We start from the raw sequence: 15,534 nt of genomic DNA, 5'->3' as shown, positions 1-15,534 counted from the left end.
CCGCTAGATCAGGTCCCAGCTCAGCGGGGTGCCGAGGGGCGCGTCCCTGGTGAAGTGCCGGCCCATCACGTGGGCGGCGGCCTCGGGGGGCAGGCCGCCGGCCGGGCGGATCGAGCGGACGTTCTCCGGGGTCACCTGGTCGCCCGCGCGTACGTCCCGTACGACGTGAAGGGAGCGGCGGAAGCGCAGGCCCTCGCGCTCGGAGGCGCGCGGCCCGAGCACCGGGTCGCCCAGCGACCGCCAGGCCCGCTCGCTCTCCACCACCAGCGCCGCCAGCTCGTCCGGCTCCAGCGAGAAGGCCGCGTCCACCCCGCCGTCCGCCCGCGAGGCGGTGACGTGTTTCTCGATCAGGCAGGCCCCGAGTGCCACCCCGGCCAGCGCGGCGCCCAGCCCCGGCGTGTGGTCGGAGAGCCCGACGACCTCCCCGGTGAGCGCCGCCAGCAGCGGCAGCGCCCGCAGGTTGCTCTCCTCGGGCGCGGCCGGGTAGGAGGCCGTGCACGACAGCACGGCGAGCTGGGTGCAACCCGCCTCGCGGGCGGCGGTCACCGCCTCGTGGATCTCCGCGGCCGAGGCCATCCCGGTGGAGATGATCAGCGGCTTGCCGGTCGCCGCGGCCAGCCTGATGAGCGGCAGGTCCACGATCTCCGACGACGCGATCTTGTACGCCGGCACGCCGAGCTTCTCCAGCAGCTCGACGGCGGTCGGGTCGAACGGCGAGGAGAAGGCGGTGAGCCCGTGCGAGCGCGCCCGCTCGAAGATCGGCTCGTGCCACTCCCACGGCGTGTGGGCCCGCTCGAAGAGCCGGTAGAGGGTCTCCCCGCCCCACAGCGCGTGCCCTTCGCCGATCCGGAACGCGGGCGCGTCGCAGTCGACGGTCAGCGTGTCGGGCCGGTAGGTCTGCAGCTTCAGCGCGTGCGCCCCGGCGGCGGCGACCGCGTCCACGATGGCCAGCGCCCGCTCCAGGCTCCCGTTGTGGTTGCCCGACAGCTCGGCCACGACGTACGGCGGATGCCCGGCCCCGATCGGCCGCCCCGCGATGGAGATCATGCCTGCCCCTTCCTCAGCTGGATGGCCACGACGTCGCGCGGCACCCCGTCCACCTCCCGCTGGTAGGTGCCGACCTCCACGAACCCGAACCGCCTGTGCAGCAGCCTGACCGGCTCGTTCTCGGCCAGCACCATGCCGCGCAGGGCCGTCACCCCGAGCGGCCCGAAGGCGTGCTCGATGGCCGCCCGCTCCAGGCCGATCCAGGCCCGCAGCAGCCGCCCCGACCCCTCCAGCCCGTCGTGGTCCAGGTAGAAGCCCCAGGTGGCGGTGCCAGTGCAAAGCCCCGAGTACGTCACCACCCCGGCGGCGGCGCCTTCGTGGTCGTAGATCAGCACGAGCCTGTCGGCGTCCGCCCGGATGGCCGCCCACCAGCGGGCGTGCTCGTCCTCGGCGATCTCGTGCGTGGTGAAGCTGGCCGCGCGCACCCGCGGGTGGTTGCGCCACCGCCGCATCACCGGCAGATCGTCGTCCTGGACGCTCCTCAGCACAGCTCCCCCTACCGATCGCGATCGAGCCATTGCACAACGTAGCGGATTACTGCGTCCGGTAAAGAGCTCATCAGGGACGGGTATCGGGCGCGGAATCCGCCCGGCGATCGCGGCATGCTGCCCTCTAGCTCTCCCGTGATCCCGGAAGCAAGGAGCGACTTTCCCATGATCCCCCTGCTCAGCGTCGTCGTCCCGGTCTACAACGTGGAGCCGTACATCGCCGAGTGCCTGAGGTCGCTGGCCGCCCAGACCCTGGACGACCTGGAGGTCATCCTGGTCGACGACGGCTCGCAGGACGGCAGCGGGCGCGTGGCCGAGGAGTTCGCGGCCAAGGACGACCGGTTCGTCGTGATCAAGCAGCTCAACCACGGTCCAGGGCCGGCTCGTAACGAAGGCGTCAAACAGGCCCGCGGCACCTATCTGGCCTTCGCTGACAGCGACGACGTCGTGCCGCCGAGGGCGTACGAGACGCTCGTCGCCAGGCTCGCCGAAACCGGCTCGGACCTCGCGTGCGGCGCGGTGCGGCGGCTGGTGGACGGCGAGCTGGAGGAGTCGATCCTGCACGAGAAGGTGTTCAGGCGGCCCGAGCTGTGCACCCACATCACCGACAGGCAGGTGCTCATCCGCGACCGTACGGTGTGGAACAAGGTCTACCGGCGCGACTTCTGGGAGCGCCACGGCCTGCGGTTCCCCGCGGGCATCTACGAAGATGTGCCCGTCGCCATGCAGGCGCACGTGCTGGCCACCAGCGTGGACATGGTGGGCGAGGTGGTCTACCACTGGCGCAAGCGCGACGAGGGGGCGACCTCGATCACCCAGCGCCGCAACGAGCTGTCCAACCTGTGGGAGCGGCTGACGGCCATCCGCGCGGTCCGCGCCTTCCTCGACGAGCGCGCGCCCGAGCTGCTCGACGGCTTCGACGCGCTGGTGCTGGAGAAGGACATCGTCTTCCTGTTCCAGGCGCTGGAGGCGTGTGAGGACGACCCGGGGCCGCTGCTGGAGCTGTCCAACGCGTGGGTGTCCGCGCTGGGCGCGAACGTGCTGGCCACGGCGCCGTCCCTGCGCCGCCTGGAGCTGCACCTGCTCGGCCGCGGCCTGGTCGCGGAGCTGCGCGCGATCCGCGAGTTCCGGCGGACCCGCGAGGACGGCGCCCGCATCGTGCCGCGCGGGCTGCGCAACACCAACTGGTACGGCGACTACCCCTTCTTCCGCAACCGGCGGCTCCGCATCCCCGACGACGTGTACGACGCCCGCGACGAGCTCAAGCTGATCGCCCGGGTCGAGGGATGCGAGTGGGCCGGCGCCGAGTACCGGATCCGTGGCCACGTGTCGCTGCACCGCGTGGACCGCAAGGTCGGCAAGGTGAACGTGTGGCTCAGCGACGGCCGGCGCCGGGTCCCGCTGGAGGTGCGGCGCGCGGGCCGCCACGGCGTGCTGGCCGCCGTCGATCCCGCGCGGCTGAAGGGCGGCGGGCCGGTCTGGCGCCTCGGCGTACGGGCCGAGACCCGCGGTTTCGTGCTCAAGGGCTGGTTCAGGGACGGTGAGGCCAACTCCGCGTGGCGGTTCAGCGTGCCGGGTTGGTCAAGAAGCGGCATGGACATCACCCAGTAGTTCCAGACAGTAATCGCTCGGGCGCGTCTCGTGTTCATGCTGGGATGCATGAGGACCTATTCGCTCGATGACGTCCACGAGACACGCAAGCGGAGAGACTCCTGGTGGACCGTGTATTTCGTGGACCCGGCCGCCTGCCGGGTCGCCCTCGCCGTGGCCAATCGCACGTCCCTGACGCCGAACGGCCTCACGGTGTTCTCACTGGTCCTCGGGCTGGTGTCGGCGGGCTGTTTCGCGATGAACCAGCTCGTAGCGGGCGCCTGCTTCTTCTATCTGAGCTTCATGATCGACTGCGTGGACGGCAAAATCGCCCGGCTCAAGGGCACGGGGACGCCCTTCGGCCTCTGGCTCGACTACGTGGGGGACCGGATCAGGGTGGTCATGTGCGCCGGCGGGCTGGCGTACGGGCAGTACGCGCTGACCGGCGAGGTCACTTACGTCGTGCTCGGTGCGGCGGTGGCCGTGCTGGACCTGTTCCGATACGTCAACGCGCCGCAGATGAAGCGGGTACGCGAGGCCGTCAGGGAGGAGCGCCAGGAGCTGGAGCCCCTGGTGCCGGCTCCGCTGGTGCCCGACCCGATGGATCCGGAGCGTTTGGAGCGGGTTCGGCGTTCGGAGGCCGATCGCCTGCCGCGGGGGCGGAGTCTCCCCAAGCGGTTCAACCGGTTCCTGGCGCGGCACCGGGTTCGCTCGCACCTGATCAGCGGCATCGAGTTCCATGCCGCGGTGTTCGTGGTCGCGCCCCTTGCGGGGGCATGGGCGCTGATCCCACTCGCTACGGCGTCCGGGGCGATGCTGCTGGTCAACGAGATCTTCCTTGTCTACAGGATGTGGCGCTTCACGCGCAGGCACCGCGTGGCCTCCTCTCAGGAGAGCCGAGAGCACGTTCTCGTCTAAGTTTTTCGGGGGTTAGTACGACATGTCCGACAGGCCAATCTTCGTCATCGGATGCCCGCGCTCCGGCACCACGATGCTCCAGCTCATGCTCCACTCGCATCCGCGCATCTCGGTGCCGCCGGAGACGCGTTTCCTCATTCCCGCGTACTACCGCCGCCGCACCTGGGGCGACCTGCGGCTCGACCACCGCCGCCGGGCGCTGGCGCAGTGGATCGCGACCGACCGCAGCACCAAGTTCCGCGAGCTCAAGCTCGACAAGGACGAGTTCATCCGGGAGGCCGTGGACGCCCCCGGCTCGCTGGGCTCGGTGATCGGCACCGCGTTCCGCATGTACGCCGACCGCTTCGACAAGGCCCGCTGGGGCGACAAGCGGCCGAGCTACGTCAAGCAGGTTGACCTGCTGCTGCGGCTCTTCCCCGACGCCCAGTTCGTGCACCTCATCAGGGACGGCCGCGACTGCGTGGCCTCGCTGAAGGAGATGCCCTGGTACACGCTGGACTCCTTCCACGCCGTCTCGACCTGGGCCGAGGCCATCGACGCGGGCGGCAGGCTGCGGCGCACGCTGCCCGCGGACACCTACTACGAGCTGCGTTACGAGGACCTCACCGACGACCCGATGACGGAGCTGAAGAAGCTCTGCCACTTCCTGGAGGAGGACTTCTCCCCGTCGATGATCTCGCCGCGCGAGGCCGCCATCCACGCCGTGCCTCAGCACAAGGTCTGGCACAGCAACACGCACGGCGAGGTCACCCGCAGCCGCGTCGGGAGCTGGGCGGACCGGCTGGACGACTGGGAGATCGCGCTGTGCGAGCACATGCTCGGCGACCGCCTGGAATCCATGGGCTACGAGCTGACCGGCGCTCCCAAGCCGGCCAAGGAGCACGTGACCGCCGCCCAGAAGACCATGCAGAAGCGCAAGGCCAGCCGCATGCGCAAGGGCATGCGCGACCGGATCAACCGGCTGCGGGAGCCCAGCCCGGTGGCCGCGATGCTGACCACCACCCAGCGTTCCCTGGCCGGCATCCCGCAGCAGCGGCCGGAGATGAGCGAACCCGCGCTCTAGCCCGCCGTGCCTAGCGCTCGATGTGGGCGAACAGCTCCTCCCAGCGGTCCAGCACGAGGTCGAGGCGGAAGGCCTCGGCCCGTGCGCGGGCCGCGGCCCCCAGACGCCGCCGCTCCTCCGCCGAGTCCATGAGCCGGGCCAGCACGGTGGCGAACGCCGCCACGTCCCCCGGCGGCACCAGGACGGGCCCCGCGGAGCGAACCCCGCCCGACACGTCGAACGCCACCGCCGGCACCCCGTGCGCCCCCGACTCCAGCAGCACGATCGGCAGCCCCTCGTGCTCGCTGGTCAGCCCCAGGATCGAGGCGTCCAGGTATTCCCGCGACATCCGCGCGGCGGGCACCAGCCCCCGGAAGACCACCCGGTCGGCGACGCCCTCCCCGGCGGCATGCTCGCGCAGCCGCTCCAGCTCGTCGCCGTCCCCGATCAGGTGCAGCTCCCACGGCGGTGGCGCGCCCGCGCGGGCGAACGCGCTGATGAGCCGGTCGAACCGCTTGACCCCCTCCAGCCGGCCCACTCCCAGCACTCTCGGCGCTTCCAGGGCGGCGGTGTGCTCGGGCCAGGCGGCCAGGGGGTTCGGCAGCGACCAGGCGTTGGGCAGCAGCGCGTGCTCGGAGAACGACCACGCGTCGTCCTCGCTGAGGAAGACGGCCTGGTCGAGCGCGGGGTAGTGGCGCCTGATCGAGCCGAGGTGCCAGCAGCCGCGGGCGTGGTCGTACGAGCCGTGGTACTGGCCGATCGGCCGCAGGCGCGCGGGCAGCAGCCCCGACAGCCGGGCCACCACGGACGGCGAGGTCATCACCGCGTAACCGGGCCCGATCTCGCCGAGCAGCTCCTTCACCCGCTCGTCGGCCCGCCGTCGGGCGCGGCGGCGCTCCGCCTCCACGGGCGGCCCGCCGATCACGTGGCGGTGGTAGCGCGGCCGGTCCACGTACTGGAAGGGCGCGGCGGACAGGTGCAGCCCGATCACGTGCACCTCGTGCCCGCGCCCGGCCAGCCCCTGGGCCAGGGTGTGCGTGACCTGCTGGACGCCGCCGAGCGTGTCGGCGTCCAGGCAGGTGAAGACGACGCTCATCGGCGCCCCTCGAAGAAGTCGCTGACGATCCGGGCGGCCGCATCCCCCCGCTCCTCGGCGCACCACAGCTCGCGGAAGGCCGCGTACCGCTCGGCGTGGGCCGCGTGGTCGGCGGCCAGGTCGCGGATCGCCGCCACCAGGTCCTCGGTCGTCGAGACGCACGGCCCCGGCGCGATGGCGGGCAGGTCGTGGTAGACCCCGCGCTCCGACAGGCGGTATTCGTCCCAGTCGTCGATGTAGAACAGCATGGGCTTGCCGGTGATCGCGTAGTCGCACATCACCGACGAGTAGTCCGTCAGCAGCGCGTCCGAGGCCAGGATCAGGTCGTTGATCTCGGGATAGGACCCGGCCGGGCGGACGAAGTGCCTCAGGTGCTCGGGCGCGGTGTAGCGCTCCACCGGGTGCGTACGCAGCAGCAGCACCCATTCCTCGGCCAGCGCGTCGGCCAGCAGCTCCAGGTCCACCCGGACGGACTGGCCGCTGCCCTTGACCCGGTCCCGGTAGGTGGGCGCGTAGAGCAGGACCTTCTGCCCGGCCGGGATCTCCAGCCGGGCGGCCACGTCATCCGTGACCTCGCCCCTGATCAGCGCGTCGCACCGCGGCGTGCCGAACCGGTAGACCCGCCCCGTGTACCCGTTCGCCGGCGGGAACACCCGGGAGAACTCCGCGCTGGGCGAGACCAGCGCGTCCCAGCGGGCGACGGCGGCCCGCCACTGGGCGCGCGGCTTGTCGAAGTCGCCGCGCAGGTCGGGCGCGTCGAACCCGATCGACTTGATCCCCTGGCCGTGCCAGGTCTGCAGGTAGCGGGTGCCGCGCGGCTTGGGGTAGTCCAGCGGGAACCCGTGGCTGTCCACCCAGAACCCGGCGCGGGCCATCGTCCAGAGGTGACGCCAGCTTCCCCGGCGCACGAGCGTCACGCCCGGGGGGAAGTTCTTGCGGTCCTTGGCCACCGACCAGACCACGTCGATCGGCAGGTCGCGCCGGCGCAGCTCCTCGTAGAGGGCCCGTGGGCTGCCGCTGCAGCTCCTGCCGACGTCGGACTCGAACAGGGCCAGGTTCTCGCGCCGGGGGAGCACCTTGATCAGCACCTTGTAGGCCCGCAGCTTGTTCTGGGGCGTGTTGAAGCGCTTCATCAGCCGCTGCCGCACCCGCCGGGTCACCGACGCCCGGCCGGGGACGGGGCGTACGCACAGGTAGGCCGCGTACCCCTCGGCCCGCACGGTGCCCCCCGGCAGCTCGATCGGCTCCAGGTGCGGATCGACGATGAGCCGGTCGGTCGTGATGTGGCCGTCCGCAGTCCGGATGAAGCCGATGACCGGATCGCACTTGCCCGCCGGGGTGAAGGTGACCTCGCTGACGTACCCGCCCTCGCCGGACGGCTCCGGCGCGATGGGCACCCGCTGCCTGCCCAGCCCCAGGAACGCCGCCCACTCCTGCGGCAGCACGCCGAAGGGGTCGTAGGTGCGCACGGTCATCCGCACCCGCTCGCCGTCCGGGACCAGCGCCGCCACCTCGTGCCGCAGCCGGGAGGCCGAGAACGGCAGCTCGGCCAGCCGCAGCCGGGTGATGTCCAGGCCCGGCGACACGCGGGTCCCCCAGTACGTACGCCCGTCGAGCTGGACCGCCGCCCGTGGGGCGGCCCGCGGCCCGGTGAGCGAGCCCGCGGCCGTCCGCAGGTCCTCGATCCTGTCGTCGAGGATGAGCTGGCAGCAGACCCGGTCCAGCGGCTCCATCCCTTCCAGCACCTCGGCCGGGATCTCCTCCATGTACGGCCGCACGATCGAGGCGAACTCCTTGGCCCACACCAGGTCCCTGGTGGGCAGCGGGTTCAGGTAGACCCGCAGGTCCTGCACCAGGAACCGGCGCTGCCGGTGCGGCACCAGGTCGCCGGCCTCGTGGGCGCGCAGGATGTCGTCGCTCAGGCGGGCCGCGGCCACCCGCTGCCGCACGTTCTCCAGGTCCTCGATGCTCAGCGAGATCGAGTCGTTCGAGCGGGCCCGGTGCCAGTGGTAGACCACCCAGGGCACCACCGCGAACCGGCGCGACAGCGCGTACAGCTCGGCCGTGAAGACGTGGTCCTCGTAGTGGACGTCCTCGGGGAAGCGCAGCAGGTTGTCGTGCAGGAAGGCCAGGCTGTAGAGCTTGTTCGTGCTGAAGGAGTCCAGGAACAGCTCCGGCTCCTGCCTGATGCCGGCCACCACCCGCCGCCGGGCGAACAGGGTGGGATAGTACGGCTGCAGCCGGCCGTCCGACTCGAACAGCCGCGAGATCTGCCCCGAGACGAAGTCGGCCCCGGTGCGCTCGATCTCGGCCAGCAGGCTCTTGCACGCGTGCCTGGGCAGCTCGTCGTCGCTGTCGAGGAACATCACGTAGGGGGAGCGGGCGGCCTCGACGCCGTCGTTCCTGGGCGCCCCGCAGTGCCCGCTGTTGGTGTGCCTGCGAAGGTAGCGCACCCGCGGGTCGCTCTTCATGAGCCGGGCGGCGACCTCGGGCGTGGCGTCCGTGCTGGCGTCGTCGGCGATGACCACCTCGACGTCGCGCAGCGACTGGCGCAGCACGGAACGTACGGCCCTGGGCAGGCGGCCGGCGTCGTTGTAGGAGATGACGACAACGGTGCAGTCCGGCATGGCAAGATCCCCCCGCTGGTCCAATCACCTGCGGGAAGCACTTCCCCCGGGCCGAGGGAAGTGTCCGGACTTGATGGACTATTGTCCGAAATCAGCCCAAAGTCCGAGAAGTCAATAAAAGGAGCGTGCGGTTCAGCGGATCAGCCGGCGGATCACCCATACGATGACCAGCAGCGCCGCGAGCGCCCCCGCCACCGGCGCCAGCCGCTTCAGCAGCGGCTGCCCGGCGATCTCCAGCAGGTCCAGCGCCTCCTCGTCCGCCGTGCGCGACGTGCGCAACGTCCCCACCGGGCGAGCCTCCTGCGCCGGCGGCGCGGGCACGGCGCTGAGATGCCGCTCGTCCTGTGCCGTCGCCCGGCCGGCGTCCTTCTGGGGGGCCGCCGGAGCGGCGGCCGGGGCGGGCTCCACGGTGGACTCGGTGAGCAGCGCGGCCAGGTTGGCCGCGAACTTCTCGATGAGCTTGCCACCGACCTCGGCCATCACCCCCCGCCCGAACTGGGCGGGCCGCCCGGTCACGTTGAACGAGGTCTCCACGGTCACCGCCGTGGCCTCCCCGCGCGGCACCATCCGCGCCTTGACCGTGGCCGAGGCCGTGCCGGAGCCCCGGGCCTCCTTGCCGGACGCCTTGATCGTGAGTGAGGAGGAGTCCTTGTCCACGTCCTCGAACCTGGCCGAGCCGCGATAGGTCACCGTGATCGGGCCGACCTTGACCTTCATCCTGCCGGTGAACTCGTCGTCCTCGAAGAGGTCGAGCGTCGCCCCGGGCAGGCACGGCGCCACCCGTTCGACATCGAGCAACACCGCCCAGGCCTGCTCGATCGGAACGGGAACAGTGAACTCGTGCTCGAACCGCATCGCCATCGATCCGCTCCTTCTCCCACTATCGACACTACGTCCGCACGGGGGCGCCCCGGAAGAGGCGCCCCCGCGACGGGGTCAGGGCGATCCGGCCGCGGCGCGTACCGCGCGATGGGTCAGCACCCTGGCCAGATGGCGGCGGTAGTCCGCCTGGGCGTGCAGGTCGGACGACGGCGAGGTGTCGGCCGCCGCCTGCTCGCACGCCTGCCGCACCTGGTCGCCCAGCTCCGCGTCACGCAGACCGGCCTCGGCCGCGTGGGCGCGCACGGGCGTCGGCCCCATGTTCGACAACCCGATCCTGGCCTCGGCGATCGAGCCGTTGGCGCGCCTGACGGCCGCCGCCACGCCGACGATCGCCCACGCCTGCGCGGTCCTGCGGAACTTCTCGTAGTGGAAGCCCCACCCCGGCCCCAGCTTGGGGATCTTCACCCCGACCAGGACCTCGGCGGTCCGCAGCGCGGACTCCAGGTAGTCGACGAAGAACTCGGCCGCCGGGATCTCCCGCTCGCCCTGCTCCGACCTGGTCACGAACACGCCCTCCAGCGCCAGCACCACGGCCGGCAGGTCGCCGGCCGGGTCAGCGTGGGCCAGCGAGCCGCCGAACGTGCCCCGGTGCCGGATCGCCGGGTCCGCCACCGTCGCGGTGGCCAGCGCTATCAGCGGGCAGTCGGCGTTCACCACGTGGGAGCGCATGACCTCGTCGTGCGTGGCCATCGCGCCGATGAAGACGTGATCGCCGCGGTCGTGCACGCCCTTCAGCTCGGGCAGCCGCCCGATGTCCACCAGCCGCGACGGGTAGGCCAGCCGCAGCCGCAGCAGCGGCATCAGCGACTGCCCGCCGGCCAGGACCTTGGCCTCCTCGTCGGCGGCGAGGGCCTGGCAGGCCTCGGCCAGCGAATCCGGGCGCACGTAATCGAACGGTGCGGGAATCATCGTCCTGCTCCTTCCCTGGTCCCCTGTCGTGCCGCCTGGAGGGCTCGCCAGACGCGTTCCGGCGAGCACGGCATCTGGACGTCACGGACGCCGAGCGGGCGCAGGGCGTCCACGATGGCGTTCACCACGGCCGGGGTGGAGGCGATCGTGCCGGCCTCGCCGACGCCCTTGACGCCCAGCGGGTTGCTGGTGGCGGGCGACTCGGTCCGGTCGAGGACGAACGACGGCAGGTCCGCCGCCGAGGGCAGCAGGTAGTCGGCCATCGTGGTGGTCAGCAGGTTGCCGTCGGCGTCGTACACGGCCTCCTCGTACAGCGCCTGCGCGATGCCCTGGGCGATGCCGCCGTGCAGCTGGCCCTCGACGATCAGCGGGTTGATGACCTTGCCGATGTCGTCGACCGCCACGTACGAGCGGATCTTCACCATGCCCGTCTCGGTGTCCACCTCCATCGCGCACAGGTGGGTGCCGTGCGGGAAGGAGTAGTTCTCCGGGTCGAAGGTGACGTCGGAGTCGAGCCTCGGCTCCATCCCCTCGGGCAGGTCGTGCGCCGTGAACGCGGCGAAGGCCAGCTCCTGGATGGTCTTCTGCGAGTCCGTGCCCCGCACCTTGAACGCCCCCGCCTCGAACTCCAGGTCGTCGGGGGAGCACTCCAGCGCGTGCGCGGCGAGCTTGCGGGCCTTCTCCTTGACCTTGTCGCACGCCTTGAGCACGGCCATGCCGCCGATGACCAGCGAACGCGAGCCGTAGGTGTCCATGCCCTTGTGCGCCACGGCGGTGTCGCCGTGCAGCACCGTGATGTCGTCGAACGGCACGCCGAGCGCGTCGGCCGCGATCTGGCTCCACGACGTCACGTGGCCCTGCCCGTGCGGCGAGCTGCCGGTGATGACCTCCACCTTGCCCGTCGGCAGCATGCGCACCGAGGCGTGCTCCCAGCCGCCCGCGCCGAAGTTGGCCTCACCGAGCCACCTGGACGGGGCCAGCCCGCACATCTCCGTGTACGTGCTGACGCCGATCCCGAGCTGCACCGGGTCGCCCCTGTCACGGCGGTCGACCTGTTCGGCCCGCAACTTGTCGTAGCCGAACAGGGACATCGCCCGCTCGGTCGCCGCCTCGTAGTTGCCGGAGTCGTACGTCAGGCCCGAGACGGTGGTGTACGGGAACTCCTCGTGCCTGATCCAGTTGCGCTTACGCAGCTCCACCGGGTCCATGCCGAGCTCGGCGGCCAGCTCGTCGATCGTGCGCTCGATGCCGAACGTCGCCTCCGGACGGCCCGCGCCGCGGTAGGCGTCCGTGGGCATCTTGGTGGTGAAGACACCCGTGCAGGCGAACTCGTACGCGTCCATCTTGTAGATCGCGTTGAACATCGGCCCGCCCAGCGTCGGCACGCCCGGCGTGAGCAGCATCAGGTAGGCGCCCATGTCGGCCAGCAGACTGACCCGCAGCCCGCGGATGCGGCCGTCGGCGTCGGCGGCCAGCCGTACGTGCTGGATCTGGTCGCGGCCGTGGTGCACCGTCAGGTTGCCCTCGGAGCGCGACTCGGTCCACTTGACCGGCCTGCCGAGCCTGCGGGTGAGCAGCAGGCAGAGCACCTCTTCCGCGGTGACCTGCAACTTCGAGCCGAAGCCGCCGCCCACGTCGGGGGCGATCACGCGGAGCCTGTGCTCGGGGATGCCGGTCACCACCGCGAGCATGACCCGCAGGACGTGCGGGATCTGCGTGGACGACCACAGGGTGAACGACTCGCCGTCGGTGTCGGCCAGCACGGCCCTGGGCTCCATGGCGCTCGGGATGAGGCGCTGCTGGATGTAGGTCCGGTCGACGACCACCGGCGCGTCCCTGAACGCGGCCTCGATGTCACCCGAGTTGATCTTGACGGAGTACGCCTGGTTGCCCGACTCGTGCACCTTCGGGCTGTCCGGGGCGAGGGCCTCGTTCATGTCGAGCACCGCGGGAAGCTGCTCGTACTCGATGTCGATGGCCTCCAGCGCGTCGGCCGCGCGGTAGCGGTCGGTCGCGATCACGCAGGCCACGGCCTCGCCGACGTACCGCACCTCGGAGACCGCCATCGGCGGGTGGTCCGGGATGACGATGTCCTCGGTCACCGGCCACGCGCACGGCAGGCTGCCCTGCTCGGCGGCGAGGTCCTGGCCGCTGAACGCCGCCACGACCCCCGGCAGGTCACGCGCCCCCGACACGTCGACCCTGGTGATCCTGGCGTGCGCCATCGGGCTGCGCAGGAACATCACGTGCAGCAGGCCAGGGCGCGCGAGGTTGTCCGTCCACTGCGTGCGCCCCGTCAGCAGCTTGGCGTCCTCCTTGCGCTTACGCGGCCGGCCTATCTCCTGGATGGTCATGGCGTGTTCACCGCCTGCCCCATCTCCTGCGCGCCCCTGCGTACCGCGCGCACGATGTTGCAGTATCCGGTGCACCTGCAGAGGTTGCCCTCCAGCCCGTGCCTGATCGTCTCCTCGGACGGGTCGGGGTCCTCCCGCAGGAGGTCTATCGCGGCCATGACCATGCCGGGCGTGCAGTAGCCGCACTGCAGCGCGTGCTCTTCGTGGAAGGCCCGCTGCATGGGATGCATCCGGCCGCCCTCGCTGAGGCCCTCGATCGTGAGGATGTCACAACCGTCGGCCTGTACGGCGAGCACGGAGCAGCTCTTGGCGCTCTTGCCGTCGAGCATGATCGTGCAGGCGCCGCAGTTGCTGGTGTCGCATCCGACCGGCGTACCGGTCCTGCCCAGCCGTTCTCTCAGTAGGTGGACGAGCAGGAGTCGCGGCTCGACGTCCTCCTCGTATTTGACCCCGTCGACAGTGACGGTGATTCGGGGCATACGTCCTCCCTCAGGAGCAGGGGAAAGGCGGACACACCCGAACCTACGCCCGTGTTTTTCCCGGTCAAGGGTTACTTGCCCCGGACTGCCCTCGCGATGATCGCCACCAACCCCGCGAAGGCCAGCCCCAGCACCGTCACGCCGCCCAGGACCAGCCAATCCGTGATCGCTCGTGTCACAACCAATATGCCCAGAACGATGAAGAGCACGCCACTGAGCAGGGCCATCCAGTCCGTCCTGTGCAGGCGGCGCGCCCGCTCGACGTCACGCGGCACGCCGCACCTCCATGTCGCCCATGCCGCCCTTCAGGTGGAGCACGATGGTGGAGACCTCCTCGTCGGGCTTGAGCTCGGGCTCCAGCACCCGGTCCAGCCGTACGTCCACGCCGCCCTTGAGGGACTGGTCGAGCTTGATGTCGCCGACCTTGTTGGTGGCGTGCACCTCCACCCTGGCCGTCGGTGGCACGATCACCACCAGCTCGCCCACGGTGACGGAGGCGTTGAACGTCACGCTCGTCCCCGGTGTCAGCTCCAGTTCCGACAGGTCCAGCCGGCCGTCGCCGACCCCGACGTCGTAGCGGGCGTTCGCCTCCTTGACGGTGGTCGGGGTCCACTCGGACTGCCCGACGTTGGCCGGCACGCCGCCGAGCATCAGCCCCACGGCCACCAGCAGCGCGATCGTGGTGGCCGCGGCCACCAGCCCCGCGCCGCGGCCCCACCAGGCGGCGACCAGCAGACCGGCGCCGATGGTGATGAGCATGGCCCCGCCGACGATGGTCGGGCTCACTCCGGCGGCCGACCTGGCCTGGACCGCCATGACGATGCCTCCAATGATGAATGCCAGCAGGATGGTGATGACGCCGATGAACGACCGCGGCCGCCGCCGGCGCTCCGTCCTGGGGAACGGGCGATCGTAGTAGATGGGGTCGTACGGGGAGTAGCCCGCTCTCCTGGCCGGATCCAGTGGCTGGTAGGGGCCGTTCGGCGCGAAGGGCCGGCCGTAGGGGGTGTAGTCGACGGCGGTCTTCGGCTGGGGGCGGTACGGGGGTGGCGGGTACGAGGGCGGGACGTCGTGCTGTGCGGTCACCGCGTCGGCCTGGGCGGCTGCGGCCGCGTCGGCGCGTTCGGACGCCTCGGCCGCATTCTGGGCCGACACCGCCTCGGCCTCGTGCCGGGCCGTGGTCGTCTCGGCCTGGTGCTGAGCCGTGACCGCCTCGGCCGCATGCTGAGCCATGATCGCCTCGGCCGCGGCGGCCAGTTCCGCAGCCGTCTCCGAGTCTTCGGCGGCCGGCTCCGTGGCTTCGGCAGCCGTCTCTGCGGCCGGGACCGGTTCCGGGGTGGCTGCGGGCGTGGGCACGGGCCGGACCGGCGGCTCAGGGGCGTTGGGCGGCACCGGCGGCGTAGGGGCGTTGGGCGGCACCGGGGCCGTGGGAGAGTTCGGTGGCATCGGCGGTGCGGGAGAGTTCACCCGCATTGAGGGTGCGGGGGCGTCCTGCCGGACCGAGGACGGCGGCTGCGCGAAGGCGGCGGCCAGCGGGTCCTCGTCCCTTCTCCGCATCAGGCGCTCCGGCAGCGACCGCACCAGCGCACGCAGATCCACCCCGCTCGCGTGCGCGGCGAGCAGCGACACGGCCAGGGTCACGCCCACCACGAGCGTGCCGGAGTCGATCCACACCGTCGCCAGGTTGATCGCCAGCCCGAAGCCCAGCACCGCCGTCAGCAGCGCCATCACGGTCTCGTCGTCGAAGTCCCGGCGGGTCCAGAGCTCGATGATCCCCGGCTTGCCGCTCGGGTCCTTCATCAGCAGGAAGGCAGCTATGTAGAGGAACAGCCCGATTCCGGAGCCGAGCAGGAGCACGCCGAAGCCGACGCGGAACACCACGGGATCGATGCCGGTGCGCCGCCCGAGCCCGGCGCAGACGCCCGTGAGGATGCGTCCCTCGTCACTGCGTCTCAGAGCTCTGGGGGGAGCGGCCGGTTGCCTGGGCGGAGCTTCTGTCATACAACCATGGTGGACCGGGGGGCGACGGGTCCGCATCCGGGAGACCCCTGACCTGACCCGGGGGTCGTTCCCTGATGCCCGAGACGTCCTGCACGTGTGAC

The 15,534-nt window shown here is 71.2% G+C and carries 13 protein-coding genes; 3 read left to right on the top strand and 10 right to left on the bottom strand.

Annotated elements, in window-relative coordinates:
* Nucleotides 1-3: 3 nt before the first annotated feature.
* Together pseI and BLS95_RS08820 are read right to left on the bottom strand one after the other, a co-directional pair.
* Nucleotides 4-1,047, bottom strand: coding sequence for a pseudaminic acid synthase (pseI, locus tag BLS95_RS08825; protein ID WP_090930376.1), 1,044 nt, complete (start codon nt 1,045-1,047; stop codon nt 4-6).
* Complete coding sequence (locus tag BLS95_RS08820; protein ID WP_218135654.1) at nt 1,044-1,535, bottom strand: GNAT family N-acetyltransferase; 492 nt, start codon at nt 1,533-1,535, stop codon at nt 1,044-1,046. Before BLS95_RS08820 ends, pseI begins: the two co-directional genes overlap by 4 nt.
* A 165-nt stretch (nt 1,536-1,700) precedes the next feature.
* Between BLS95_RS08820 and BLS95_RS08815 the strand changes: the two genes are divergently transcribed.
* The 3 genes from BLS95_RS08815 to BLS95_RS08805 are packed head-to-tail and all read left to right on the top strand — an operon-like array spanning nt 1,701 to nt 5,106.
* On the top strand, nt 1,701-3,146 hold the full coding sequence (locus BLS95_RS08815) for a glycosyltransferase family 2 protein (protein WP_176993087.1): 1,446 nt from the start codon (nt 1,701-1,703) through the stop codon (nt 3,144-3,146).
* Nucleotides 3,147-3,194: 48 nt separating this feature from the next.
* Entirely contained in the window at nt 3,195-4,043 is an 849-nt protein-coding gene (locus BLS95_RS08810; RefSeq protein ID WP_245764930.1) for a CDP-alcohol phosphatidyltransferase family protein, read from the top strand.
* 22 nt (nt 4,044-4,065) lie between these two features.
* A complete protein-coding gene (locus tag BLS95_RS08805; protein WP_090930373.1) occupies nt 4,066-5,106 on the top strand; it encodes a sulfotransferase family protein in 1,041 nt (346 codons plus the stop codon).
* Between the two features lie 10 nt (nt 5,107-5,116).
* Here the strand turns inward: BLS95_RS08805 and BLS95_RS08800 are convergent, their stop codons facing one another.
* The 8 genes from BLS95_RS08800 to BLS95_RS08765 all read right to left on the bottom strand — a co-directional run bounded on the left by BLS95_RS08800 (nt 5,117) and on the right by BLS95_RS08765 (nt 15,433).
* Entirely contained in the window at nt 5,117-6,181 is a 1,065-nt protein-coding gene (locus BLS95_RS08800; RefSeq protein WP_090930372.1) for a glycosyltransferase, read from the bottom strand.
* Nucleotides 6,178-8,808: a bifunctional glycosyltransferase/CDP-glycerol:glycerophosphate glycerophosphotransferase gene (locus tag BLS95_RS08795; protein ID WP_090930371.1), complete on the bottom strand. Its 2,631-nt coding sequence runs from the start codon at nt 8,806-8,808 to the stop codon at nt 6,178-6,180. The genes BLS95_RS08800 and BLS95_RS08795 overlap by 4 nt, the downstream gene beginning before the upstream one ends.
* 132 nt (nt 8,809-8,940) lie before the next feature.
* The gene (locus BLS95_RS08790) at nt 8,941-9,669 is read right to left on the bottom strand and encodes an SRPBCC family protein (protein ID WP_090930370.1); all 729 of its coding nucleotides are present in this window, start codon (nt 9,667-9,669) and stop codon (nt 8,941-8,943) included.
* Nucleotides 9,670-9,744: 75 nt separating this feature from the next.
* The gene (locus tag BLS95_RS08785) at nt 9,745-10,599 is read right to left on the bottom strand and encodes an FAD binding domain-containing protein (RefSeq protein WP_090930369.1); all 855 of its coding nucleotides are present in this window, start codon (nt 10,597-10,599) and stop codon (nt 9,745-9,747) included.
* Nucleotides 10,596-12,953, bottom strand: coding sequence for a xanthine dehydrogenase family protein molybdopterin-binding subunit (locus BLS95_RS08780; protein WP_090930368.1), 2,358 nt, complete (start codon nt 12,951-12,953; stop codon nt 10,596-10,598). Before BLS95_RS08780 ends, BLS95_RS08785 begins: the two co-directional genes overlap by 4 nt.
* A complete protein-coding gene (locus BLS95_RS08775; RefSeq protein WP_090930367.1) occupies nt 12,950-13,432 on the bottom strand; it encodes a (2Fe-2S)-binding protein in 483 nt (160 codons plus the stop codon). The genes BLS95_RS08780 and BLS95_RS08775 overlap by 4 nt, the downstream gene beginning before the upstream one ends.
* A 71-nt stretch (nt 13,433-13,503) precedes the next feature.
* Nucleotides 13,504-13,707: a hypothetical protein gene (locus BLS95_RS08770; protein ID WP_090930366.1), complete on the bottom strand. Its 204-nt coding sequence runs from the start codon at nt 13,705-13,707 to the stop codon at nt 13,504-13,506.
* A complete protein-coding gene (locus BLS95_RS08765) occupies nt 13,697-15,433 on the bottom strand; it encodes a PspC domain-containing protein (protein ID WP_176993085.1) in 1,737 nt (578 codons plus the stop codon). Before BLS95_RS08765 ends, BLS95_RS08770 begins: the two co-directional genes overlap by 11 nt.
* Between the last annotated feature and the right edge of the window lie 101 nt (nt 15,434-15,534).

The sequence above is a fragment of the Nonomuraea jiangxiensis genome (assembly GCF_900099965.1).
Lineage (GTDB): Bacteria > Actinomycetota > Actinomycetes > Streptosporangiales > Streptosporangiaceae > Nonomuraea > Nonomuraea jiangxiensis.
Note: the sequence above shows the minus strand (reverse complement) of the source record. Positions and strands in the feature narration are given on the sequence as shown.

What these genes read in the sequence shown, in the direction of transcription:
- BLS95_RS08805 (WP_090930373.1), top strand. Translation starts at nt 4,066, where the DNA reads ATGTCCGACAGGCCAATCTTCGTCATCGGATGCCCGCGCTCCGGCACC.
- BLS95_RS08780 (WP_090930368.1), bottom strand. Translation starts at nt 12,953, where the DNA reads ATGACCATCCAGGAGATAGGCCGGCCGCGTAAGCGCAAGGAGGACGCC.
- BLS95_RS08765 (WP_176993085.1), bottom strand. Translation starts at nt 15,433, where the DNA reads ATGACAGAAGCTCCGCCCAGGCAACCGGCCGCTCCCCCCAGAGCTCTG.
- BLS95_RS08810 (WP_245764930.1), top strand. Translation starts at nt 3,195, where the DNA reads ATGAGGACCTATTCGCTCGATGACGTCCACGAGACACGCAAGCGGAGA.
- pseI (WP_090930376.1), bottom strand. Translation starts at nt 1,047, where the DNA reads ATGATCTCCATCGCGGGGCGGCCGATCGGGGCCGGGCATCCGCCGTAC.
- BLS95_RS08775 (WP_090930367.1), bottom strand. Translation starts at nt 13,432, where the DNA reads ATGCCCCGAATCACCGTCACTGTCGACGGGGTCAAATACGAGGAGGAC.
- BLS95_RS08800 (WP_090930372.1), bottom strand. Translation starts at nt 6,181, where the DNA reads ATGAGCGTCGTCTTCACCTGCCTGGACGCCGACACGCTCGGCGGCGTC.
- BLS95_RS08795 (WP_090930371.1), bottom strand. Translation starts at nt 8,808, where the DNA reads ATGCCGGACTGCACCGTTGTCGTCATCTCCTACAACGACGCCGGCCGC.
- BLS95_RS08815 (WP_176993087.1), top strand. Translation starts at nt 1,701, where the DNA reads ATGATCCCCCTGCTCAGCGTCGTCGTCCCGGTCTACAACGTGGAGCCG.
- BLS95_RS08790 (WP_090930370.1), bottom strand. Translation starts at nt 9,669, where the DNA reads ATGGCGATGCGGTTCGAGCACGAGTTCACTGTTCCCGTTCCGATCGAG.
- BLS95_RS08785 (WP_090930369.1), bottom strand. Translation starts at nt 10,599, where the DNA reads ATGATTCCCGCACCGTTCGATTACGTGCGCCCGGATTCGCTGGCCGAG.